Origin of the sequence: Niallia sp. NCCP-28 (assembly GCF_023168165.1) — a bacterium.
Lineage (GTDB): Bacteria > Bacillota > Bacilli > Bacillales > Cytobacillaceae > Niallia.
The window spans coordinates 131,697-155,296 of record NZ_BQYJ01000002.1; the positions used below are offsets into that span (position 1 = coordinate 131,697).

At 35.4% G+C, this 23,600-nt stretch carries 21 protein-coding genes; 15 read left to right on the forward strand and 6 right to left on the reverse strand.

Annotation, left to right across the window (positions count from 1 at the left end; translation table 11 throughout):
* Nucleotides 1–130: 130 nt before the first annotated feature.
* From NCCP28_RS05540 to addA, 9 genes are all read left to right on the forward strand, one after another.
* The gene (locus NCCP28_RS05540; protein WP_248560415.1) at nucleotides 131–2,125 is read left to right on the forward strand and encodes a S9 family peptidase; all 1,995 of its coding nucleotides are present in this window, start codon (nucleotides 131–133) and stop codon (nucleotides 2,123–2,125) included.
* A 529-nt stretch (nucleotides 2,126–2,654) separates the two neighbouring features.
* On the forward strand, nucleotides 2,655–3,599 hold the full coding sequence (locus tag NCCP28_RS05545; RefSeq protein ID WP_248560416.1) for an LCP family protein: 945 nt from the start codon (nucleotides 2,655–2,657) through the stop codon (nucleotides 3,597–3,599).
* Between the two features lie 150 nt (nucleotides 3,600–3,749).
* Entirely contained in the window at nucleotides 3,750–4,367 is a 618-nt protein-coding gene (locus tag NCCP28_RS05550; RefSeq protein WP_248560417.1) for a TVP38/TMEM64 family protein, read from the forward strand.
* A gap of 41 nt (nucleotides 4,368–4,408) precedes the next feature.
* Nucleotides 4,409–4,963: a signal peptidase I gene (gene lepB / locus NCCP28_RS05555; RefSeq protein WP_248560418.1), complete on the forward strand. Its 555-nt coding sequence runs from the start codon at nucleotides 4,409–4,411 to the stop codon at nucleotides 4,961–4,963.
* A 125-nt stretch (nucleotides 4,964–5,088) separates the two neighbouring features.
* On the forward strand, nucleotides 5,089–5,907 hold the full coding sequence (locus tag NCCP28_RS05560; protein ID WP_248560419.1) for an STAS domain-containing protein: 819 nt from the start codon (nucleotides 5,089–5,091) through the stop codon (nucleotides 5,905–5,907).
* Between the two features lie 159 nt (nucleotides 5,908–6,066).
* A complete protein-coding gene (gene addB / locus NCCP28_RS05565) occupies nucleotides 6,067–9,552 on the forward strand; it encodes a helicase-exonuclease AddAB subunit AddB (protein WP_248560420.1) in 3,486 nt (1,161 codons plus the stop codon).
* On the forward strand, nucleotides 9,549–10,820 hold the full coding sequence (locus NCCP28_RS05570) for a UvrD-helicase domain-containing protein (protein WP_309296616.1): 1,272 nt from the start codon (nucleotides 9,549–9,551) through the stop codon (nucleotides 10,818–10,820). The genes addB and NCCP28_RS05570 overlap by 4 nt, the downstream gene beginning before the upstream one ends.
* Nucleotides 10,821–11,587: 767 nt before the next feature.
* Nucleotides 11,588–13,387, forward strand: a complete 1,800-nt coding sequence (ltrA, locus tag NCCP28_RS05575; protein WP_248561096.1) for a group II intron reverse transcriptase/maturase — start codon at nucleotides 11,588–11,590, stop codon at nucleotides 13,385–13,387.
* Nucleotides 13,388–13,400: 13 nt separating this feature from the next.
* Nucleotides 13,401–15,989: a helicase-exonuclease AddAB subunit AddA gene (gene addA, locus NCCP28_RS05580; RefSeq protein WP_309296618.1), complete on the forward strand. Its 2,589-nt coding sequence runs from the start codon at nucleotides 13,401–13,403 to the stop codon at nucleotides 15,987–15,989.
* A gap of 55 nt (nucleotides 15,990–16,044) precedes the next feature.
* Here the strand turns inward: addA and NCCP28_RS05585 are convergent, their stop codons facing one another.
* Genes NCCP28_RS05585 through NCCP28_RS05610 form a run of 6 tightly spaced genes read right to left on the reverse strand, consistent with a single transcriptional unit; the run spans nucleotide 16,045 to nucleotide 18,075 of the window.
* Entirely contained in the window at nucleotides 16,045–16,263 is a 219-nt protein-coding gene (locus NCCP28_RS05585; protein ID WP_248560421.1) for a spore germination protein, read from the reverse strand.
* A gap of 32 nt (nucleotides 16,264–16,295) precedes the next feature.
* Complete coding sequence (locus NCCP28_RS05590; RefSeq protein WP_248560422.1) at nucleotides 16,296–16,757, reverse strand: spore germination protein GerPE; 462 nt, start codon at nucleotides 16,755–16,757, stop codon at nucleotides 16,296–16,298.
* Nucleotides 16,758–16,760: 3 nt separating this feature from the next.
* On the reverse strand, nucleotides 16,761–16,940 hold the full coding sequence (locus NCCP28_RS05595) for a spore gernimation protein GerPD (RefSeq protein ID WP_248560423.1): 180 nt from the start codon (nucleotides 16,938–16,940) through the stop codon (nucleotides 16,761–16,763).
* Nucleotides 16,937–17,569 carry a spore germination protein GerPC gene (gene gerPC / locus NCCP28_RS05600; RefSeq protein ID WP_248560424.1) on the reverse strand — a complete coding sequence of 211 codons (633 nt, stop codon included), beginning with the start codon at nucleotides 17,567–17,569 and terminating at the stop codon, nucleotides 16,937–16,939. The genes NCCP28_RS05595 and gerPC overlap by 4 nt, the downstream gene beginning before the upstream one ends.
* An 18-nt stretch (nucleotides 17,570–17,587) precedes the next feature.
* Complete coding sequence (locus NCCP28_RS05605; protein ID WP_248560425.1) at nucleotides 17,588–17,830, reverse strand: spore germination protein GerPB; 243 nt, start codon at nucleotides 17,828–17,830, stop codon at nucleotides 17,588–17,590.
* Between the two features lie 23 nt (nucleotides 17,831–17,853).
* Entirely contained in the window at nucleotides 17,854–18,075 is a 222-nt protein-coding gene (locus NCCP28_RS05610; protein ID WP_248560426.1) for a spore germination protein, read from the reverse strand.
* Between the two features lie 354 nt (nucleotides 18,076–18,429).
* On the opposite strand from NCCP28_RS05610, the gene NCCP28_RS05615 reads away from it, so the two are divergent.
* From NCCP28_RS05615 to NCCP28_RS05640, 6 genes are all read left to right on the forward strand, one after another.
* Nucleotides 18,430–19,005: a LemA family protein gene (locus NCCP28_RS05615; RefSeq protein ID WP_248561097.1), complete on the forward strand. Its 576-nt coding sequence runs from the start codon at nucleotides 18,430–18,432 to the stop codon at nucleotides 19,003–19,005.
* Nucleotides 19,002–19,757 carry a TPM domain-containing protein gene (locus tag NCCP28_RS05620; protein ID WP_248560427.1) on the forward strand — a complete coding sequence of 252 codons (756 nt, stop codon included), beginning with the start codon at nucleotides 19,002–19,004 and terminating at the stop codon, nucleotides 19,755–19,757. The genes NCCP28_RS05615 and NCCP28_RS05620 overlap by 4 nt, the downstream gene beginning before the upstream one ends.
* Nucleotides 19,758–19,993: 236 nt before the next feature.
* Nucleotides 19,994–20,911: a fumarylacetoacetate hydrolase family protein gene (locus tag NCCP28_RS05625; RefSeq protein ID WP_248560428.1), complete on the forward strand. Its 918-nt coding sequence runs from the start codon at nucleotides 19,994–19,996 to the stop codon at nucleotides 20,909–20,911.
* A gap of 60 nt (nucleotides 20,912–20,971) precedes the next feature.
* Nucleotides 20,972–21,328 (forward strand): YisL family protein, encoded by a 357-nt coding sequence (locus NCCP28_RS05630; RefSeq protein WP_248560429.1) that lies wholly within the window; start codon nucleotides 20,972–20,974, stop codon nucleotides 21,326–21,328.
* 377 nt (nucleotides 21,329–21,705) lie between these two features.
* Nucleotides 21,706–22,812 (forward strand): sensor histidine kinase, encoded by a 1,107-nt coding sequence (locus NCCP28_RS05635; protein ID WP_248560430.1) that lies wholly within the window; start codon nucleotides 21,706–21,708, stop codon nucleotides 22,810–22,812.
* A complete protein-coding gene (locus NCCP28_RS05640; protein ID WP_248560431.1) occupies nucleotides 22,809–23,450 on the forward strand; it encodes a response regulator transcription factor in 642 nt (213 codons plus the stop codon). The genes NCCP28_RS05635 and NCCP28_RS05640 overlap by 4 nt, the downstream gene beginning before the upstream one ends.
* Nucleotides 23,451–23,600 lie beyond the last annotated feature (150 nt).

Consider the following 23,600-nt stretch of genomic DNA (forward strand, 5'->3'; position numbering starts at 1 on the left):
GAGGCGGATAGAAATCTGCTGATTAAAAGCTTGATTGGAGTTTCGCTTGAATATATGGTCAGGTATGTTTGGATTAGAGCAAAGAAGCAATTAGAATTAGTATATGAAATGATAAAAAGGATGGTGTGTTATGAAAGAAAAAAAGGGTATAGAGGCTGAACATCTGTATAAATTAAATTCTGTTGTCGATCCTCAAGTAGATAGTAGCGGAAATGATTGTTTATATGTTGTTACATCGATTTGCCAAAAAAATGATACATATACTTCTAATATTTATTACAAAAGCTTAGAAGAAGACACAGAAGAGGTGCAATGGACATTTGGCACTGACAGAAATCATTCGCCTAGATGGTCTCCAGACAGCAAAAAAGTTGTATTTGTATCTAATCGAACAGGAAAAAATCAACTATTTATATTAAATAGAGAAGGAGGAGAAGCTAAGCAGCTCACTAATACTCTTAATGGGGCTACCAATCCTGTATGGTCTCCTGATGGATTAAAGGTTGCGTTTCAAACAAGTTTGGGCAAGGAAAAAAGCATCTATGATAAGGAAGATGAAATACATAAGAATAGTAAAACAGTTCCTTTCGAAGTTACAAACATGAAGTATAAATCAGATCAATCAGGCTTATGGGATGGAAAGTATCAGCACATAGGAATGGTTGATATTAGTACAGGAGAATTAACAGAGATTACTACCGGTGAAAATGATTATTTATTAGAAAGCTGGTCCCCAGATGGAAAATATATTGCGATTTCGGCAGATACACGTAAGGATAAGGACTTTAGTTTCTGCTCAGATGTTTTTTTATATGAGATAGAGACTGATAATTGGAAAAAAATAACTTATGGAACAGGGTATTATGGAAAAGCGACATGGTCTGCCGATGGGAAGAAAATAGGATTAATTGGGCATGAAAGGGAATATGAAAATGCAACATATTCTAAATTATGGGTATATGATGTTGAGTTAGAGTGGCTGCAGTGTTTAACACCTGATTGGGATGCAAATATTGGGGATGATGCAATTGGAGATTTTCAGCAAGGCATTGTTACCCCTGGAATGCTGTGGGGAGAAGACAATGAAAGCTTTGTATTTTTAGGAAGCGATCATGGCAATACGATTGTTTATTTTGGACATGAAACAGGAGCCATCTATCCATCTTTAATCGATAATCAGCATGTTTATGGTCTATCAACAGGGGGCAGCCTGAAACGGGCAGTTGTAGCTATAAGCAAACCGCAACTGCCGGGAGATTTATTTCTATTAAACTTAGAAACAGGTGAAGTAAAACAATTAACGGATATAAACAAACAGTTTGCCAAAGAGCATGAATTTGCAGAGGCAGAGGCCATTCAGTTTCAATCAGATGATGAATGGGAATTGCATGGATGGCTTATGAAGCCAATAGGTTTTAAAACAGGAGAAACATATCCATTAATTCTTGAAATTCACGGCGGTCCACATGCTATGTATGCGAATACTTATTTTCATGAATTTCAAACATTAGCAGCAAATGGCTTTGCAGTTTTATATATAAATCCTAGAGGAAGTTTTGGTTATGGTCAGCATTTTGTTGATGCAGTTAGAGGAGATTATGGAAACAAGGATTATGAGGATATAATGGCTGCAGTTGATTATATTCTTGCAAACTTTGACTTTATTGATGAAACACGATTAGGAGTAACTGGGGGCAGTTACGGCGGATTTATGACAAATTGGATGATAGGACATACAAATCGTTTTAAAGCCGCTGTTACACAGCGTTCTATTTCTAATTGGATTAGTTTTTATGGGGTAAGTGATATTGGCTACTATTTTTCTGATTGGCAATTAAAGGCTGATTTAACCGATGTTGAGACATTATGGAAGCATTCTCCATTAGCATATGTAGAAAAAATAGAAACTCCCTTGTTAATATTGCATGGAGAAAAAGACCTTCGCTGCCCAATTGAACAGGCAGAGCAATTATTTATTGCATTAAAAAAACAAAAGAAAACGACAAAATTTATTCGTTTTCCAGAATCGAACCATGAATTGTCAAGAAGTGGGAAACCATCTCTTAGGATAGAGCGTCTAAACTATATAAAGAATTGGTTTAAAGAGCATCTGATGAAAAACTAGTTTTATCATTTAACAATCAGCAGAGACATGGAAATCCTCCACTGATTGTTAGTTTGACTTTATTCGACAAGTGGAAAAATTATCTTGAAAAGCAGATTTTCTGATATGATAATAGAAAAGTCATTAGAATAAAAAATTTTAATAAAAGAAATAATAGAATTTTTGACTGAAAAATAGTGTAATTCTAGTTGGCAAGGGTAACAATTGTACAGAGAAGGACTAATTTTTTATAATTTTAAAAAAACAATTGTCATGCGAACAATGGGGAAGTCTCTATAAGCATAAATTTATCACGCATAATCGGGATTTTGCTCCTGCCTAAGGGATACAAAAAGAAAACATTAAATTTAGGTGGGAAGAAACTTGCCTGGAAAAGCCTGATGAAAATACAAAGACTTATAGTACCAATGTGTATAAGATCTATATTCATAGGTCTCAATTAACAATCATTGGGGGACGTGGAAAATTCCCGCTGATTGAAGTTTCACTTTATTAGCTGAAAATAGCATGGAAAGGAAACCTTACTGGGATGGAGAGAACAGATTATCAAAAGAAAAGAAAAAAACGAAGAAGGCTTAGGAAGGGCAGAGTATTTTTTGTGTTTCTTCTGATGGTATTGATCGTAGGGGCAGCCTATATTTACTTTCAATATAAGCAAGGAGTAAAGCAATCGGAAGAAAAAGGAGCCATTAGCAAGGTTAAGTATGAATTTAACGGGAAAGAGGATGCCGCTGGTGGAACCAACGTCTTATTGTTAGGAAGTGATGCTCGCAAAGAGGATGATAAATTTCGCACAGACACGATTATGATTGCCCAATACCATCCAGACAAAGGTACCTATAAAATTCTTTCCTTAATGCGTGATATGTATGTGGATATACCTGGGAATGGACAAGGCCGAATAAATTCTGCTTTTACGTTTGGAGGACCTGAATTATTAAGACAAACTATTAAAGAGAATTTTGATATAGACTTACAATATTATGCAATCGTTAATTTTGAAGGGTTTGAGGCACTTATTGATGAGGCATTTCCAGATGGTGTGGAAATGGATGTGGAAAAGAAAATGTCTACAAATATCGGAGTAACGCTAGAGCCTGGATTGCAGCATTTAAATGGAAAACAATTGCTTGGATATGTTCGTTTTCGCCATGATGCCATTTCTGATTTTGGAAGGGTAGAAAGACAGCAAAAAACGCTAAAAGCATTGGCTTCTCAAATTTCCAGTGTACAAACTGTTGCGAAATTGCCTAAGCTTGCTGGAGTAATGATTCCGTATATAAATACAAGTATGAATACTGGAGATATCATTTATATAGGAAAAGAACTTATTACAAATAAAGATGTGGAAATAGAATCTATGCGAATTCCTGTTGATGGCAGTTATCAGGATATGAGGGTAAATGGAGCGGCTGTTTTAAGTGTGGATCTTGAGCAGAATAAACAGGCAATAGCAGAATTTTTATCGAATTAAGAACAAACATTGTTAAAGAATACCTAGGGCAGATGATATTTTTTATGATTTTTAGCAAGTCGATGTTAAACAGTTATTGTTTAATGAAAAAAATGAAAAGAATTGATAGATATAAATGATTCTTTAAAAGGTAGCAAGGGGTTTTTATTAATGGATATAGAGACAATTAAAGCGTGGTTCACCATGGAAAATATCATGCAAATAATTGATAGCTACCGTTCTTTTGGTCCGCTGCCAGGCATTCTTTTACCTTTGCTGGAATCCTTTCTTCCATTTTTGCCATTGTTTTTATTTATAATGGCAAATGTAAATGCATTCGGCTTTTGGTTAGGATTCCTTTTTTCATGGATTGGCACCTGTGGTGGAGCACTGCTTGTTTTTTTATTGGTGAGAAAATATGGACAAAAAAGATTATTAAGTTTTATTAGAAATCATCAGAAGGTGCAAAGACTGATGATTTGGATAGAAAATCATGGATTTGGACCATTGTTTATCCTTTTATGTTTTCCTTTTACGCCGTCTGCACTAGTAAATATTGTGGCAGGATTGTCGAGAATTTCAATTGGACAGTATATGCTTGCTGTTTTAATTGGAAAGCTGGTAATGATTATTACCATTAGTTTTATTGGGTATGATCTAAAGTCAATGATTATGCAGCCGATGAGAACCATTCCTATAGCAGTTGCTATATTTATTCTATGGTATGTGGGGAAAAGGATAGAAGAGAAAATGAACCATACGGAAGAAAAAGAAAGAGGAAATGCATAGTGCGTTTTGAGCTTTAAAACTGGTCTGGAGGGAGAAAGCAGTTGAAGGAAACGTTCAAGAGAGAAGGCAAGGAATGGCTCAAGGCTTTTGCTATTGGGATTATCATTTTTATTATTATTCGTGCTTTTTTCTTCTCCAATTATGAAGTAGATGGTGAATCAATGATGCCCACCTTAGAAAATGGAAACAAGTTGGTTGTAAATAAAATCGGATATAAGATAAGTGATCTAAAGCATTTTGATGTGATTGTATTCCATGCGAATAAAGAAGATGATTATGTGAAAAGAGTAATCGGACTTCCAGGGGATAAAGTAGAATATAAAGATGATCATTTGTATATCAATGGGAAAAAATATGAGGAGTCTTTTTTAGATAATTATCGAAGCCAAGTTGCAGCAGGCCGCTTGACTGGTGACTTTACGTTGGAAGAAATTACAGGCAAAAAAACTGTACCGGATGACTCATTGTTTGTATTAGGGGATAATCGTTTAGGAAGCTGGGACAGCAGGCATTTTGGCTTTATATCAATTGATCAAGTAGTTGGAAAAGTAAGTGTAAGATATTGGCCGCTGCATGAATTTCAAATGGATTTTTAGAAATATGCATAATAAAATGGCTATAGTAATTAGACTGGTTTTATTTCAAATGAATTTAACTGGTCTTTTTTATAGAGATGAATGTTGGCTAAAAAAGAAATAGATATCGGTAAAGGGGTGGGATTATGAATAAGATGAGTGAATTTTCGAGATTTACAAATGAACATGCAGAAATTCTAGCTGTTGAAATAGTAGAAAATGTTCTTAGTGGGATTGAGGCAGCAATTCCAGCTTGGGAGAAAGAACAGGCAGTTTCCATGTATATTGATTTTTTTGGTTTTTTTGGAAAATCACTCATAGATCAAAATAAAGAGAGTGTTCCAGATGGTTTGATGGAATGGAGCAAAAAAAATGCAGCACGAGTAGCTTCAGATGGACAAATTTCAGAAATTGCGATGCGTTATCCTATAACACGAGAAGTAATAACAGATATTGTCACACGAATTAGTATCGAACAGGGATTATCTGTTAAAGAAAATGCATATATTATTAAACGCCTTAATGCTATGTTGGATATTAGTCTGATGGAGACAATTTGTGTATTTGAAAAGCTTAAAGATGCCAATGAAAAAGGCCTAAAAAAAGAATTAGCAAAATTGTCGGCTCCTCTTGTGCCTGTTAGCAATGGAGTTGTCGTTCTTCCCATAATCGGCATAATAGACTCTTTCCGGGCGAACTATATTATGGAGCATGTGATTCCGAAAGTAGCAGAATTAAATATTGAGAAAGTTATTATAGACTTTTCAGGCGTATATACTCTTAATACAGAAATTGCACAATATTTTCATGAAATTGGAGAAATGTTTCGTTTGATGGGAATTGAAACTTTTGTTACTGGATTGCGACCAGAATTAGTTCAAGTAGTCATAAAAAGCGCCATTACTATTAATAGGAATAATAGTTTTTCGAATGTTCAGCAGGCATTAAAAAGTATTCAAAAATAAAAAGAAGCTGTCGATTTTAGTCAGCTTCTTTTTATTTTACCGGCAAGAGCAACCTACCAAAAGTTCTCAGCTTATTAAATGCCAGTTCACTTTATGGAACAGATGTTTGTATGATATGATGAAGAAATACTAATTTAGAATGGGAAAGGAGTGGCTAATATGGCAGTACGTCTATTAGCTGGGCGAACTGGCAGCGGGAAAACCACCCAATGCATAGAAGAAATTCGCAACAAATTGCTAGAAGATCCCCAGGGGAATCCAATTATTTATCTAGTGCCAGAACAAATGACCTTTTTATCTGATCAGCGTTTAGTTGCTTCCGAGGGTATTGATGGCATGTTTCGTGCTCAAGTTTACAGCTTTACACGACTTGCATGGAGGGTCCTGCAAGAAACAGGTGGCATTAGCCGTTATCATATTGATAGTGTAGGCATTAATATGTTGATTAGAAAAATCATTGAAGATAATAAAGAAGAACTGATTTTATTTCAAAAAGTTGTGGAGAAAAATGGCTTTATTAGTCAAGTAGAACAGCTTATTACTGAATTCAGAAGATATTGTGTGACGAAAGAAGACTTGGCAGCAAAGCAGCAGGATATTTTTGCTGAAAATGATACCAAAGCATTAGAGGATAAGCTTCATGATTTACAGCTTATTTATGAAAAATTTGAAGAGAATATGATTGGAAAATATATAGATGGAGAGGATTATTTTCGTCTTTTGGCAAACAGTATATCAGCATCCAGCTATTTGCAGCAGGCAGAAATATATATAGATGGATTCTATAGTTTTACACCGCAGGAATATTTGATCATCCAGCAATTAATGAATGTATGTAAAAATGTAACAATTACTTTTACGTTGGATAAAATCTATAAATATGATTTGCCGAATGAATTAGATTTATTTCGAATGTCTGGAGAAACTTGTCAAATCATTTATTTGATGGCAGAGCAGTCAGGCCATGAAATCCTAGAAACGGTCATTACAGGACAAAAAAGAAGCAGTGAAGTATCTTTAAAGCACTTAGAAGCCCAATTTGCCAGCAGACCTCAATCTGCCTACAGAGGGAAAAATGCTGTGCATTTTGCAGAAAGTGTCAACAAAAGGGCGGAAATAGAAGGCATTGCAAGAGAAATCTTAAAAATAATTAGGCAAAAGGGCTATCGTTATCGAGATTTTAGTTTGCTTGCCCGAAATATAACAGAATATCAACATATCATTGAAACGATTTTTGCAGACTATCAGATTCCTTTTTTTATTGATCAGAAAAGAACAATGAATTTTCATCCTTTGATTGAGCTAATTCGTTCGTCTTTAGAGATTTTTGAGACAAACTGGAGATATGAACCAGTGTTTCGTGCCATTAAAACAGAGCTTTTATTTCCATTGCATGAAACAACAAATAGTTTGCGAGAAAAAGTAGATAAATTGGAGAACTATTGTTTAGCTTATGGAATAAAAGGAGACAAATGGACAAAAAAAGAGAGGTGGAAATATAAAAGAATTTATGGTCTTGAAATGGAGCAAGGAGTACAAACAGATAATGAACAGAAAGTGGAACAAGAAATAAATGAATTGCGTTTTGCGCTATCTGACCCATTGCTTCGTTTTGCAGGGCGCCTGAAGCGAGGAAAAACGGTTCGTGCTAAGTGCGAAGCTTTGTATTTATTTTTAGAAGAATTAGAAGTGCCAAGAAAATTAGAGTTATGGAAGACAGAACTAGAGCTAGCAGGAAAGCTTGTAAAAGCAGAAGAACATGATCAGGCATGGAATAGTGTTGTTGATTTGCTTGATCAATATGTTGAAATTCTTGGCGAGGAGGAATTATCCAATAAACAGTTTGCAAAGGTTCTTGATGCAGGACTGGAGACACTTCGTTTTTCTCTTGTGCCTCCAGCGATTGACCAAGTATTAATTGCAGATTTAGAAAAATCCCGTCTTGATAATATTAAGGCAGTGTTTGTAATCGGCCTAAATGAAGGAGTTTTTCCATCAAAGTTTGCAGATGAAGGCATATTTGCAGACAGCGATAGAGAAAGTCTTATCCAAACCGGCATAAAAATTGCCCCTACAAGCAAAACAAGATTGTTGGGTGAAGAATTTTTAGCTTATAAGGCATTTACTACACCATCCGATTATTTATATGTGACGTACCCGTTAGCAAATGATGAAGGAAAGTCGCTCCTTCCATCTGTTTATATCAAAAGATTAAAAGATTTATTTCCAGATGCCAAAACGTCTTATTATATGGCAGATCCGAAAGATTTATCAGAATCTGGCCAACTAGAGTATGCGGTTTTATGGAAAACAAGCTTGTCATATTTAACAGGACAGCTGCAATTAAAAAAGCGAAACTATGCAATTTATGATTTCTGGTGGGATGTCTATAATGCCTATATGGAGAATCAGAAATGGAAAGAAGCGGCAACTAAGGTATTCTCCAGTCTTAACTATCAAAATAGGACAAGCGATTTGACAGAACAGACAACTTTGGATCTATATGGAAATAATATTACAGCAAGTGTATCGCGTATGGAATTATTTCAGTCATGCCCATTTTCCCATTTTGCCAATCATGGCTTACGTTTAAGGGAACGTCCAGTTTTTCGTTTAGAGGCACCAGCCATTGGCGATTTGTTTCATGCTGCCTTAAAAATTATTGCAGAAACGGTTATGCAGGATAATCTATTGTGGTCTGATTTAACAAGAGAACAATGTGAAAAGCTGGCAAAAGAAGCGGTAGATATATTAGCTCCCAAACTGCAAAATGAAATATTATTAAGCACTAATCGCCATCATTATATAAAAAGGAAGTTAGAACAAATTATCAGCAGAGCCTCTTATATATTAAGCGAACATGCTAAAATCAGCGGTTTTTCTCCTGTTGATTTAGAATTGGAATTTGGTCCAAAGGGAAAAATGCCGCCACTTACTTTTGGATTGAAAAATGGCAGGAAGATGGACTTAGTTGGCCGGATTGATCGTGTAGACAAAGGTGAAGTCGACAATGAAATATTTTTGCGCGTAATTGATTATAAATCGAGTGCTCATGAATTGAATATGAATGAAGTATATTATGGGTTATCGCTGCAAATGCTGACCTATCTGGATTTAATTATTACAAATAGTTCTTTGCTTGTGGACAAGGAAGCACATCCAGCAGGAGTTCTTTATTTTCATGTTCATAATCCAATGCTTGCGAGCAAAAAAATCTTAACATTGGAAGAAATAGAAGAAGAATTGCTAAAGAAGTTTAAAATGAATGGTTTAATGCTAGGGGAAGAAAAAGTAATCAATTTAATGGATGTAACATTAGAAAAAGGGGATTCAGCAATTGTTCCAGCAGGTTTGAAAACAGACGGAACATTAACCAAACGCTCTAAAGTTGCAACAAAAGAAGAGTTCCGCTATTTGCAGCGATTTGTCCGCAATAAGTACTTGGAAATTGGAAATAGCATTACAGAAGGAAAAGTCGATATAGCGCCATACCGATTAAAGGAAAAGACCCCATGTACTTTTTGTTCATTTAAATCTGTATGCCAGTTTGATGAGGCTCTAGAGACAAATGAGTTTCGGTCTTTAGCATCTCACTCAAAAGAAGAAGCGCTTGAGCTGATAAAGAAGGAGGCAGAGAAAATATGAGACAAACCAATATTCCCCAAAAGCCAAGTGATGTCACATGGACAGATGATCAATGGAAAGCAATCATGGCAAATGGCCAGGATATTTTAGTTGCTGCTGCTGCTGGTTCTGGAAAAACAGCTGTTCTAGTAGAAAGAATGATTCAAAAAATGATTGCAGATGCTCCTATTAATGTGGATGAACTGTTGGTTGTTACCTTTACGAATGCATCGGCAGCTGAAATGAAACATCGAATTGGTGAAGTATTAGAAAAAAAACTGCATGCAAATCCAGCTTCCCAGCATTTAAGAAAGCAATTAGCTTTATTAAATAAAGCACATATTTCAACGATTCATTCTTTTTGTCTAGAGGTTATTCGAAGGTTTTATTACTTAATTGATCTTGACCCTGGCTTTCGAATCGCCGATGATACGGAAGCGCAGCTGCTTCGTGATGAATGTTTAGAACTATTATTTGAAGAAGAATATGGAAAAGCGGAGAATAATGCTTTTTTTGATGTGGTCGATGCTTTTACAAATGATCGAAGCGATGATGCTTTACAGAAAATAATCCAAGAAGTGTATGATTTTTCTAGAGCAAACCCATCGCCGAATGCTTATCTTTCTTCTGTTGTTAAAATGTATGAATTAAAAGAAGACAGCAAGATTGAGGAATTGCCTTTTGCTAAAGATTTATTATTTGATGTTGCGCTTCATTTGGACGGAGCAAAAAAACTTTTGAAATATGGAAAGCAATTAACCCAGAGGCCAGGTGGACCGAGCCCACGAGAAGCTAATTTTAAGGATGATTTAGCTTTAGTGGACGTGCTTATTCAAGCCAAAAATGATGGATGGCAAACATTATATGAAGCTATGCAGTCATTAAAATTTACGCGGGCTAAACCATGCAAAGGCGATCAATACCTTTCAGAATTAGTGGAAGAAGCACAGAGAGTAAGAGAAAAGGCAAAAAAAATCCTGCAAGAAATGCAAAGTGAATTATTTTCGAGAATGCCGCAAAGCTTTTTAAGAGATATGAAAGAAATGAAGCCATATGTCGAAACGCTTGTTGAACTTGTCCAGAAATTTTCACAGTTGTATCAGGCGGCAAAGGCAGACAAAGGACTAGTGGATTTTGCTGACTTGGAGCATTTTTGTCTAGAAATATTAAATGATCCAGAAGCAGCGAAAGAAAATTCCATAAGACCTTCCAGTGCTGCCGAAGTTTATCGCAATCAATTTAAGGAAGTATTAATAGATGAGTATCAAGATGGTGTGACACGTTGCTAATTGAAAAGATTAGCCACTAGCGCCTTTTGCTAGGAGAACTAAGAAACCAGATGAGTCGAATGAGGAGGTAACGCTCTGAAAGGCTCGACCTAATACTCCGAATAGCTTCATTTTGTGCAATCAAAATGTGGTTATAAGCTCGGTGAAGTCAGTTGAATATCACCCTAATTATAGGAAAGCGAAGTGGAGGCATTTTGTGTGATAGATAGACTGGGGTTCTACAAAAATACACACGGTTAGAATTTGGGGAAAAAATTCCCTAATGACAAAATTCCGAATGTACGGCTCTAGAGGTATAGGTACTCGAAAGGGTATTCCAACTTATTGTTGGGTTAGTGAGGTGGAGTAAAATTCGTCTTTATGAAACACCTTATGATGTTATAGGCATCATCCAGCTAACAGGGCTAAAGGAATGACCTAAATGTATTATATGTACAGATATGATTTCTTGGAACGTGGGAAGCTGACTACTTGGAGAGATTGCACTCGATGAAAAGGTATAAGGGAAAACTTAACTGTATAACCTTATTTTAAGTCAGTGAAAGTGATGGCATAGTACCTGCGAAGCCGTGATAATAAGCGGTGGAGGGATAGCCATTAGTCAATTGTATGAATAACTAAAACATTACTTTATATTATCAGGTTCTCGTATGACTAAAAGAAATGCAAACACCAAATGAATTTCAAAAGTGGTGAGAGTATTGACTGATACAGCAAACAAAAAAGTTTTAAAACGCCAGTCTTTACGAAACAATGAGTATTACGGTATGCAACAAACCTTCGATCAGCTTTACAAAGAAAGTCAAAGCAACAAAAAATTTAAAAATCTCTACGAACTTATAGTGAATAGAGAAAACATTCTACTAGCATATAGAAACATCAAGAAAAATAAAGGCTCTTTCACCAAAGGCATAAACGAATCAACAATCATCACAATAGGTGAAAACGAACCCGAAAAACTCGTTAATTATGTTAGAAAAAGATTAGAAAATTTTACTCCACATAAAATAAGAAGAAAAGAAATACCAAAAGCCAATGGCGGAATCAGACCGTTGGGAATACCGACAATTGAAGACCGCATTATACAACAATGTATAAAACAAGTCCTAGAACCAATATGCGAAGCAAAGTTCCATCATCACAGTTATGGCTTTAGACCGAACAGAGGAACGCTACACGCATATTCAAGGGCAGTAACGTTGGCGAATATTAACAAACTGCACTATGTGGTTGATATAGACATCAAAGGCTTCTTCGATAATGTCCATCATGGAAAACTTCTGAAACAAATGTGGAATCTAGGAATTCAAGATAAAAGAGTAATTTCCATAATTAGCAAACTGTTGAAAGCCGAAATAGTCGGTATAGGAAAATCTGACAAGGGTACTCCTCAAGGAGGTATTCTATCACCACTACTATCAAACATAGTTCTCAATGAACTTGATTGGTGGATTAGCGATCAATGGGAAACTTTCAAAACAAGGAAAAATTATGAGAGAGAACGTATCATAATTGGTAAAAGAAGGCTGGATAGGTCTGTAAAATATAAGACTTTAAAAAGAGCCACAAAATTAAAAGAGATGTTTATTGTTAGATATGCAGATGATTTTAAGATCTTTTGTAGAGACCACAAAAGCGCCTTTAAGATTTTCGAAGGAGTTAAAAAGTGGTTAAAGGAAAGATTGCATCTCGATATTAGTAAGGAAAAATCGAAGGTAATAAATTTAAGAAAGAACTTTTCTGAATTTCTTGGTTTTAAAATGAAAGTGACGAGGAACAAGAAAAAGCATACCGTAAAATCATTCATGACTGACAAAGCGAAAAGAAATGCAACACAAAAAATCAAAGAAAACATCAAAAGAATCAAGAAAAATACCAGCGCTCGAGAAGTGTCCAAAATTAATGCAACAATCTTAGGGCTTCAAAACTTCTATCAGCAAGCAACAATGGTAACAAAAGATTTTAGTGAAATTGCATTTTCAGTCAAACGAAACCTATATAACAGCTTAAAAGATGTGTCATCCGAAAATGGGGAACTTAGCAAGTATTACAAAACTCACTACAAAGATTATTTACGCAAGAAAAAGACATTTGTAGCAAAGGTCGCAATATTCCCTATTGATGGTGTTAAACACAAGAACCCGAAGAACTTTACTCAAGAAATAAACAACTACACAATTGAAGGTAGAAGCCTTATTCATAAAACACAAAAGTCAGTTTCAGAAGGAATCATAAGGTATCTTATGAAAAATCCCTTAATCAATCAAAGTATGGAGTACAACGATAACCGTATATCAAAATATATTGCTCAAAAAGGGATATGTTTCGTAACAGGAGAACCGCTCCTTCTGATTAATATGGAATTACATCATAAGAAACCCAAGTCATTAGGTGGAAGTGATGAATATAATAACCTAGTTTTTATAACTAAATCCATACACAAACTGATACACGCAACAAGAGAAGAAACAATTGAAAACTACCTTCAAATGATAAAAGTAACAAAAGAATGTAAAGATAAGGTGAACAAACTTCGAGTTATGGCTGGAAATAAAGTATTAGTTTAAAGATTCACAATTGATGGAACGCCGTATGAGGGGAAACTCTCACGTACGGTGTGAATGGGGGGAAAAGCCGGAGATCATCTCAAAGGCTTACCTATCCATATTAAATTTAGTGCAAGAGTCGATTCTTCAGCTTGTCACGGCAGATGAAGAGGCCAATGGAAATTTATTTATGGTGGGCGATGTAAAGCAGTCCATCTATCGATTTCGACTGGCTGAGCCTAATCTTTTCTTGTCTAAATATCTTCGTTTTCAGGAAAGAGAAGATTCTGGCTATAAAATAGATTTGGCGAAAAACTTTAGAAGCCGCAAGGAAGTGCTTGATGGAACAAACTTTATATTTAAACAAATTATGGGCGCCGTGGTCGGCGAAATTGAATACGACGAAAGTGCAGAACTAGTAAAAGGTGCATCCTATCCAGAAGAAACCTCTTATCCAATTAATCTTATTCTTGTTAATCAAAAAAATACAGAAAAAGAAGATGGAGACAAATCACAGGTTGATAATGAAGAATACGATGCAAAAGATTTGGAGCAATCTGTGTTAGAGGCTAGAGTGATTGCTAAACAAGTGACAGAGCTATTAGAGAATCATCATGAAGTCTATGACCCAAAAACTAAAAGCTATCGTCCAATCCGGTATAAAGATATGGTGATACTTCTTCGTTCCATGACATGGGCACCACAGATTATGGAAGAGCTAAAGCAATTTAATATTCCTACTTATGCAAACCTTACAACAGGATATTTTGAATCGACAGAAGTAAATATTACGATGTCTTTATTAAAAGTAATCGATAATCCCTATCAAGATATCCCTCTTGCTTCTATTATGCGCTCTCCGATTATGGGGCTGAATGAAGAGGAGCTTAGCAGAATTAGAATTGCCAATAAACAAGGGTCCTTTTATGATGCAGTACAAGCATTTTTATATGAAAAGGGAAATCAGGAAGAAGCATTGTATGATAAAATAAGACCTTTTTTTGATATGCTGCAAAATTGGCGCACACAAGCAAGACAGGGAGAAGTGTCTGCGCTTATATGGAAATTGTATCGTGATACGCATTTTTATGATTTTGTTGGTGGATTGCCAGGAGGAAATCAGCGCCAGGCAAATTTGCGTGCATTGTATGATCGTGCAAGACAGTATGAGGCGACTTCTTTTCGAGGGCTTTTCCGCTTCTTGCGTTTTATCGAAAGAATGCGTGACAGAGGAAATGATCTCGGCGCAGCACGTGCATTAACAGAACAAGAAGATGTTATTCGAATTATGACTATACACAGCAGCAAAGGGCTTGAATTTCCAGTTGTATTTTTAGCTGGCATTGGCAGAAATTTTAATACAATGGATTTAAAAAAATCTTTTTTGCTAGATAAAGATTTAGGAGTTGCAACAAATTATATTCATGTGAAAAATCGTATCTCTTATCCAGCTCTTGCACAAATAGCATTTAAGAAAAAGAAAAAAATGGAGCTGCTTGCAGAAGAAATGCGAGTATTATATGTGGCTTTGACTCGGGCAAAAGAAAAATTGGTCCTAGTAGGGTCGGTTAAAGATATCGAGAAGTCCAAAGAAAAATGGCGACAAATGACAAGTCATAATAATTGGCTATTAGATGAATTTGACAGAGCCTCTGCCAATTCTTATTTGGATTGGATTGGTCCAGCATTAGTCAGGCACCAAAAAAATACTCCTCTGCATTCAGAAAACTTTTATAGTTTTCCGTCAATAGCAGAGCACCCATCATCATGGAATATCCATATTCTTTCGACAGAAAATGTGCTGGAGCTTCAGCATGATCAGGAACAGGAAGATAATGAATGGCTCAAAACAGTAACAGCAGGAAAAAAAATCGATAAAGAATCTCCATTTAAACAACAGCTGAAGGAAACTTTCACTTGGAAATATTCTTATTTGGACAGTACGGTTTTTCGTTCCAAACAATCGGTTTCTGAGTTAAAGCGACAAGGAGAAAAACAGGATGAGGAAGGCGGAAAGGAACTTTTAAAGAAAGAAAACAAACCATTATGGAATCGTCCACGCTTTTTGCAGGAAAAAAAATTGACTCCTGCCGAAAAGGGAACTGCTATGCATATGGTAATGCAGCATATCAACTTGAAAGAAATGATTACAGCAAAGTATATAGAACGATTAGTAGAAGAAATGGTCACAAAAGAATTGCTGACAAAAGAGCAGGGAGAAGTGATTGAAGCCTCTGCCATAGTCTCCTTTTTTGAATCTGAAATTGGGAAAAGAATGCGGAATGCTGATAAAGTGGTAAGAGAAATCCCCTTTAATATTGCTTATTCTGCAAGTCAAATATATAAAGATTGGTCAGGAAATGATGAATCAGTTCTTGTCCAAGGAATTATTGATGTATATTTTGAAGATGAAAAAGGTTCTGTTCTTCTTGATTACAAAACAGATACGATTACAGGCAAATATAAAGAAGGATTTATAGAAGCAAAACCAGTCTTGCTAAAAAGGTATAGACAGCAAATAGATTTGTATACAGATGCATTGGAGAAAATTCTTAAACGAAAAATCGATGAAAAATACTTGTTTTTCTTAGATGGCGGCAATTCCTTGAAGATGGATAGCTGATCAAAAAATAGTTTAATTTAAATAAAAACCACCCATTTGCAGGGGTGGTTTTTATTTAGTTATTTGCTACATTTGGCTGATCGAGAAGACTAGTGTCTATATAATTGCTTGCGTTTAGGCCGTTATTTGTAATAATAAAGGCTCCCGTATTGGAAGTTCCCGAACCTAACGTCGCTTTGGAATTTCCCTTTGGAGAAATAAATAGAGAATCTCCAAATTGAACAATTCCTTCCCCGACATTCACAATTTGCACAGGACCGACTATTGCTGGCAAAATGGTCCACCTCCTTAGTTATTTGCTTATTTTTATTGTCTGTTTTCTGGTATAACATTGGGTTCATTAAAGGAAATTTCATTTGGTGCTTCCAATTGTATTAAGTTATTTTCTAGTGAAGTCGCTTTTGGCGCATCAAGCTGTCTAATATGCTTAATTCTTGCTTCTGCATATAAATGACGACAATTGCCGATTTGCAGCAAGGAAGCGGCTGAGACCCCGGTAATATTAATGTTATTTACTTTAATAATGGGTTTTAAATTTTCAAAATGGCATGTTATCTCTTCTTCGATTGGCGGAAGATGAAGGGGTTCTGAAAAGATGGGATAATCATTAAAAGAACCTTCTATCCCATAAAAGATTTTTTTTTGTCTTTGTACAGCTAAAGCCCGTGACATAGCTTGAAAATAGTTGGCATCGCCAATTTCAAAAATAGATGAAAAAGAGAGTACCACTGCTTTTGCTTTATTAACTACGGAGGTTCTTTGCAGCATTTTTTATCCTTTCGGAGTAAGAGGGACAAATGGGCCAATAATAAGAGATTCAGCAGGAGTATCAAAGGTGGAAGTTAGTTGAATTGTTTGTGCATCTCCTACTAAACAGATTGAAGAACTTGAAACCCCGATAATATTAATATCGCCGACAGACAGATCTCTATTGTATACTTGAAAGTTCATTCAGTTTTTCGTCCCTTCATATTTTCTGGAATATTGCTCAAAAAAAGATGCACACCATTTATCATTTCTTGTTTTAGTGAATCAATCGTTTTTTCTCTAAACAGATTAGGGTCTTCCTCCTTGCTGCGATGTAATTGCTGCAGATAATATTGAATTCTCGTTGGCAATTGTTTTGTTATATCTTCCTGGATAAAAGTAATGTAGGATTCATCTTCCTCTAATCCTAATTCCACTTGTTTATTTGTAATGATTTCAGGCATCTCCAATTGAATAAATTGATGCATAGCTTCTTCTATTTCCATAGAACGGGTCATTGCTTGCTTAGGATCTAATGGAGGATAAAAAGGACCATTTGGATTTATAGGACTATTTGGATTAATTGATAATTCCTCTATTTTTTCTAAATCGGAAGGATTAAGCCCAATATTTAAGGTTCCTTCTAATCTTTCAATTTTTAATTGATCGAAGCTGTAGTCAATTCGATCAACATGAACAGAAGGCTTCTCTTTCATTAAAGTTAGATCGTTCGTTAATGCGGAAACAGTTTGCTCCAGCTTTTTTATCCTTCGCTCAAGATATTGCAGGTAGGAGCGCATTTTTTCACTATATTGGTAAAATTCTTGTGACATAAAAGATAACCTCCTTTTTTACGGTTTAGAAGGAGCCTGCAAGGGAACTGCTGGAGAAAAAATCAGGTTTGAATCTGCAACATTTAAAGGATCTGATTCTTCCTGCGCACTTGGGGCAGATTCACTAAAACCACCTGTATTATATAAATAAGATGAGGGTTTGATGATACCTGCACTTCCTACCTGAAATACAGATGAGTTTGTAATCCCGCCAATTTTAATGGTATTAATGGTAATTGACTGTTGGATGAAATAATTCATTTTTATCACCTTTGGATTCCTTTTTAGGCATTTAGGTAATTTCCTTGGTCTGCTCCGTCATTATCGAATGTGTTGGTTGAACTTTGATAATTGGTTATCGATAATCCATCTCCGGTATTAAAAGATCCTGATCCTGAAAAAGTTTTCGCATTTGAGATTGGCATCATTTTATAAACATCGCCAATATTAAAGATCGAGCTGCTTCCTATAGAAATTACTTGTGCCACTCCAACAATAGCTGGCATAATCAACATCCTTTGTATAAGATTCTTTTTACATACTATGTGAAAGTGGATAAGTGGTGATACATTCGCCTAAAGTATTAAGGTTCTCTTAGTTAGCGTATTCGGCTAATAGGTTGGATTATTACAGCAAAGTAGAAGAATAGGCCAACTTTCTAGAAGGAAAGATGACAAATAAAAAAGAGCAGGTGTGAAAAGGCGGAATATTGGGGAATAGTACATAATAGATGAGATATGAAGGCTAAATAAAAAAGAATGTCTATAATATTTTGGCTGTACATATAAAGTTTATAAAGCCTTATGAGAATCTTCCTCTTATACGGAATGAAAACAAACTAGGAGTGTTTTGTAATGAAAATGAAAAAGTTTAGTGGAATCATTATTGCAATTGTTATTATTGTTGTTTTATTGTTAGTTTTTATGACGAGCTATAATGGATTTGTTAATGCAGAAGAAGATGTGGAACAGTCTTATGCGCAAATTGAAAATCAGCTGCAAAGAAGGCTGGATTTAATTCCTAATCTTGTAAATACAGTCAAAGGGTATGCTTCACATGAAAAAGAAGTGATTCAGTCTATTTCAGATGCACGGGCAAATTTGGCAGGAGCGAAGACGCCAGAGGAAGAGGCAACTGCAAATGCCCAAGTTTCAAGTGCTTTAAGCCGCCTTCTTGTAGTGGTGGAGAACTATCCGAATTTAAAAGCAGATAAACAATTTACACAGCTGATGGATGAATTATCAGGTACAGAAAATAGAATTTCTGTTGCTCGAAAAGACTATAATGAACAAGTTTCTTCTTATAATAAAAAGGTAAAAAGATTCCCAGGTGCGATATTAGCGCGCATTAGCGGATTTGATGAGAAGGAATATTTTCAGGCGAATAGCAATGCGGAAAACGCTCCAGAAGTGGACTTTGGAGGAAGCGGGGAATGACTGGGAAGTTATTTTCTGCTTTTTGTGCATGTATTTTTTCTCTTTTTGTTTGTGGAAGTGCATTTGCAGCAGCAGATGTACTTCCAAAGCCTGTAGGGGATATTTATGTACAAGATTTTGCCCAGTTATTAAATGATGGCGAGAAGCAGGAATTAAATCAAATAGGTCGTATATTGGAAGACAAAACAACAGCACAAGTGGCTGTTTTATCCATTCAGACTATAGGGAATAAAACAATCGAAAACTATGCAAATGAAGCTTTTCGAATATATGGCATTGGAAATAAACAAAAAAATAATGGCATACTGCTAGTAGTTGCTATGCAAGATAAAAAGGTAAGGATTGAAGTCGGTTATGGGTTAGAAGGAAGAATAACTGATGGCAAAGCAGGCAGAATCCTAGATGAATATACGCTGCCTTATTTAAAAAATGAAGAGCCAAATAAAGCGATAACAGAAACATATAAAGTGCTGGTTGATGAAGTATATCAAGAATATGGCATGGAAGCCCCTGACGGACTTGCAGCTGATAAAGCCATACAGCAAGGGGAAGAAACAGAATTTCCAATATGGCTTATTCTTATTATTGTAGCAGTGCTGTTATTTTTAGATTTTAAATTTTTTGGCGGAACAATCACTTATGCTATTTTAGCAATCCTTTCTCGCGGAGGAGGAGGGGGATCCTCTGGAGGAGGGCCAAGAAGTGGCGGAGGCGGTTCCTCTGGAGGCGGGGGAGCAGGAAGAAGCTGGTAAAGGATTGGAGATATATAATAGCATGATTTCTCGACCCTATTTAACTGGCTTTTGACGCCCACCTAAGAGACAAGAAGAAGTAACAAGACATATAGCTATAGCTAAGGAGAAGTTTTTTGAGTGAAAGCTCGATTGTTAGTTAGAATTTTTTGTTTTCTTAATTAAGTTGCTTTTTTGAATGAAGATAGTAGAAAGCTTATAATAGGAGGATGAGAATAAATATCAGGAGGGAAGGCATGAAATTAGTCACAGCATTGTATCAAGGAAAAGAAATGGTAGGTGTAATGGGGAAGTTTGATGATAAGGTGCTGCTAATAAAGCAAGCTGAAAGGAGATGTTTTAAAGGGGAAGTTTTTGAGGAGACTTTGTATGCATGTCTTCAAAAAGGTGAAGAGTTTTTGCATAATATTAGGCTGCTTATCCATTGGGTAGAAGCTAATCATTTAGAAGATGAATTATATATCCCTTTAAAAAATGTAGTACTGCTTGCCCCCATCCCAAAACCAGCCAAAAACATTTTTTGTGTTGGAAAAAACTATGCAGAACATGCAATAGAAATGGGAAGCAAAGACGATATACCTGAATATGTAATGATTTTTACTAAAGCTCCAACAACAGTGATTGGTCCAAATGAAACAATCCTTCTACATAAAGAAGTAACAGAGCAGCTTGATTATGAAGGAGAGCTAGCCATTGTTATTGGGAAAAAAGGAAGAGGGATAAAAAAAGAGGAAGCCTTTGATTATGTTTTTGGCTATACTATTCTGAATGATATTACAGCAAGGGATCTGCAAAAAAAGCATAAGCAATTTTTTATTGGAAAAAGTTTAGATAACAGTGCACCAATGGGGCCTTGGATTGTTACAAAGGATGCAATCAAAAATCCTAACCACTTGAAGGTGCAAACAAAGGTGAATGGGGAAGTGAGACAAGATTCTAATACAGAGCATTTTATTTTTCCAATTGAAGAAGTAATCAGTGTTTTATCCAAGGGAATGACATTGGAGCCAGGCGATATTATTGCAACAGGAACTCCTGCTGGTGTGGGAAAAGGATTTAACCCACCTCGTTTTTTAAAAGAAGGAGATAAAATAGACATAAAAGTAGAGAATATTGGCGTTTTAACCAATATTGTAGGAGAAAACAGCCAGTAAGACACTGCTTGCCACTTTAAATTATGATAAGATATTAAAAGAAAAGGAGGGGGCATACTTATGATACATGCACATATAACTTCATGGGCATTGGCGCTTATTCTTTTTGTGATAGCACTAGCATTGCATAAAAGCGGCAAAGCAAAAGGCAGCAAAATTGTACATATGATTCTTAGGTTAATGTATTTATTTGTGATTGGAACAGGCATTTGGATTCTCATTTCTTTTGGAAGTCTGCCAGTAAAATACTTATTAAAAACGCTAGTAGGACTATGGGTTGTTGTAATGTTTGAAATGATTCTTGTTCGCACAAAAAAGGACAGAAAAACAAGCATTCTTTGGATACAATTTATTGTAGCGCTAGTGCTAGTCCTCTATTTAGGAATGACATTGCCGATGGGAATTTGGCATTATTAAAAGCAAAAACACTAGAAAAGGACAATGCACAGTAAAAAACTCGATGCATTGTCCTTTTTATAATTGCAGCAAACACTAATTAATAGATTGCAATATTGTTTGTTTCCCTTGCTGTTTCAACCTTGGCAAATAGGCCCCTGCTAAGACTGCTTATTAATTATTTTGTTGGTTCAGCTAAACTTGGCTGATGCTTTCTGCGAGCGAGAGTAGCTTTGTCCCTATAGTGTTTTGCTTCTCCAGCAGAAGTCTCAGTACCTTCCACTCTAATCACTACATTACAAAAATCAACAATTAGCTTTAGCAAGTTCTTTTTTTATTGTCAGTTTTATCCTCTTTTGATACGTTAAAAGTACTGATGAAAATGAGGTGAAAGGAATGTGAGAACTTATTATCCGAAGTTATTGCTATTATTGTTTTTATTAGGAAGTGTATTGTTTGCTGCTTTTTCTTATCATCTTCCGTTTCTTATTTTGCTTTTTTCATCATCTTGTATTCTTGCATTATTTTTTATTACTCCGATAGTGAAGAAAAAAACAATATTTTATATTTTTGCATTTATTCTAATAGAAGTTTTAGTTGTATTAATGGATAAACAATTTGTTGTTTATTTATATGCTGTATTGCTATTTCTTTTAATAGAATGCAGCAAAGATTTAGCTGTATATACTTTTCGGCTTCTTTTAATTTCTCTTGCATTTATTAATCTGCTGATCTTTTTCTTTCTTTATTCCTCTTTTATACTTATGTATTTATGTGGATCGAGTTTAATTGTTATCCTTTTATATCATGCAAATGAAGTATCCCAGGATTATTTGCAAGTAAGAAATGCATATGAATCTTTAGTCAATGAATTTCGCATTCAAAAGCGGCATGCTTATCAAAATGAAAAAGAGGCCAGAATGGAAGAACGCAATCTTATTGCAAGAGAAATGCACGATGCAGTGGGGCATAAGTTAACGGCATTATTGATGCAGATTGAGCTGTTTAGAATTCAAGAGAAGAATGCCTCTTTTAATATCCTGAAAAAGATGGCTTCAGAATCATTAGAAGAAACAAGAAAAGCTGTACGCATTTTGCAGGAAGAAGAACCTTACGGAATTTCTTCTGTACTGCATTTAATAAAAAAATTGGAAAGTGAAAATACGGTTTATGTTCATTTGACCACTAAAAAAGGAGTCTTTCAAGTATCCATAAACAATCGCCAAAGCGCAATTCTATATCGCATAATCCAAGAGGGGCTAACGAATGCGATGAAATATGCCAGTTCCAAACAAGTTTTTATTACACTAAGTGTTTCGCCGATTGGCCATATTATGTTTGAATTAAAAAATCAGTATGTGCATAAACATCCATTGCATGAAGGATTCGGACTGGAAAATATGAAGAAGCGTATAAAAGAAATTGGCGGAACATTACATATATATCAAGTGGAAGATCAATTTATTGTACAAGGAACAATGCCTGTAGAGGAGATAAACATATGATAAGGGTGCTAATAGCAGAGGATCAGGGGATTGTGAGAAATGGTTTAAAAATGATTATTGAGCAAGATCAAGACATAAAGGTTGTGGCAGAAGCGGAAAATGGCAAAGAAGCATTAAAGCAATTAGACATGTATGCAGTAGATATTGTGTTAATGGATATACGGATGCCTGTTATGGATGGAATAGAGGCAACAGAGCAAATAAGAAAAGCATTTCCAAACGTGAAGATATTAATTTTAACAACATTTAATGACGAGGAGTATGCAATTCAAGCATTTAAAAAAGGGGCAAATGGATTTTTATTAAAGACAACGGACAGTGTGCATTTATTGCAGAGCATTAAAAGCTGTTTGGCAGGCGGAATGTCTATTCATAATGAAGTGGCCCCAAAATTAATGTCAAAGCTTTTGTCAGAAAACAAAACAGAACATACCATATCGTGTAATTATCATTTAACCGATCGAGAAAAAGAGATTGTTCAACAGATAGGATTGGGAAAAACAAATAAAGAAATTGCGGGGGAATTATTTTTATCTGTTGGAACGGTAAAAAATCATATTACACAAATTTTAACCAAACTTGAATTAAGAGATCGGACACAGCTTGCTATCTTTGCAGTGAAAAATGATTTTATTTAATTTGAATAGCTCATATTTATTGTGCTGCATCTAGATGTTTAGGTAAAGAATTTTCATTTAGATGCAAGCAGGAAAGCATGCTTGTGAACCATATATGAAATAAAGCTGTTTAAAAAGGGAGAGAGGAATCTTTTCCTTTTTATTTTGAAG

What these genes read in the sequence shown, in the direction of transcription:
- NCCP28_RS05570 (WP_309296616.1), top strand. Translation starts at nt 9,549, where the DNA reads ATGAGACAAACCAATATTCCCCAAAAGCCAAGTGATGTCACATGGACA.
- addB (WP_248560420.1), top strand. Translation starts at nt 6,067, where the DNA reads ATGGCAGTACGTCTATTAGCTGGGCGAACTGGCAGCGGGAAAACCACC.
- NCCP28_RS05640 (WP_248560431.1), top strand. Translation starts at nt 22,809, where the DNA reads ATGATAAGGGTGCTAATAGCAGAGGATCAGGGGATTGTGAGAAATGGT.
- gerPC (WP_248560424.1), bottom strand. Translation starts at nt 17,569, where the DNA reads ATGTCACAAGAATTTTACCAATATAGTGAAAAAATGCGCTCCTACCTG.
- NCCP28_RS05540 (WP_248560415.1), top strand. Translation starts at nt 131, where the DNA reads ATGAAAGAAAAAAAGGGTATAGAGGCTGAACATCTGTATAAATTAAAT.
- NCCP28_RS05610 (WP_248560426.1), bottom strand. Translation starts at nt 18,075, where the DNA reads ATGCCAGCTATTGTTGGAGTGGCACAAGTAATTTCTATAGGAAGCAGC.
- NCCP28_RS05630 (WP_248560429.1), top strand. Translation starts at nt 20,972, where the DNA reads ATGATACATGCACATATAACTTCATGGGCATTGGCGCTTATTCTTTTT.
- NCCP28_RS05550 (WP_248560417.1), top strand. Translation starts at nt 3,750, where the DNA reads ATGGATATAGAGACAATTAAAGCGTGGTTCACCATGGAAAATATCATG.
- NCCP28_RS05605 (WP_248560425.1), bottom strand. Translation starts at nt 17,830, where the DNA reads ATGAATTATTTCATCCAACAGTCAATTACCATTAATACCATTAAAATT.
- ltrA (WP_248561096.1), top strand. Translation starts at nt 11,588, where the DNA reads ATGCAACAAACCTTCGATCAGCTTTACAAAGAAAGTCAAAGCAACAAA.
- NCCP28_RS05545 (WP_248560416.1), top strand. Translation starts at nt 2,655, where the DNA reads ATGGAGAGAACAGATTATCAAAAGAAAAGAAAAAAACGAAGAAGGCTT.
- NCCP28_RS05560 (WP_248560419.1), top strand. Translation starts at nt 5,089, where the DNA reads ATGAATAAGATGAGTGAATTTTCGAGATTTACAAATGAACATGCAGAA.
- NCCP28_RS05620 (WP_248560427.1), top strand. Translation starts at nt 19,002, where the DNA reads ATGACTGGGAAGTTATTTTCTGCTTTTTGTGCATGTATTTTTTCTCTT.
- NCCP28_RS05590 (WP_248560422.1), bottom strand. Translation starts at nt 16,757, where the DNA reads ATGCTGCAAAGAACCTCCGTAGTTAATAAAGCAAAAGCAGTGGTACTC.
- NCCP28_RS05595 (WP_248560423.1), bottom strand. Translation starts at nt 16,940, where the DNA reads ATGAACTTTCAAGTATACAATAGAGATCTGTCTGTCGGCGATATTAAT.
- NCCP28_RS05625 (WP_248560428.1), top strand. Translation starts at nt 19,994, where the DNA reads ATGAAATTAGTCACAGCATTGTATCAAGGAAAAGAAATGGTAGGTGTA.
- NCCP28_RS05615 (WP_248561097.1), top strand. Translation starts at nt 18,430, where the DNA reads ATGAAAAAGTTTAGTGGAATCATTATTGCAATTGTTATTATTGTTGTT.
- addA (WP_309296618.1), top strand. Translation starts at nt 13,401, where the DNA reads ATGGAACGCCGTATGAGGGGAAACTCTCACGTACGGTGTGAATGGGGG.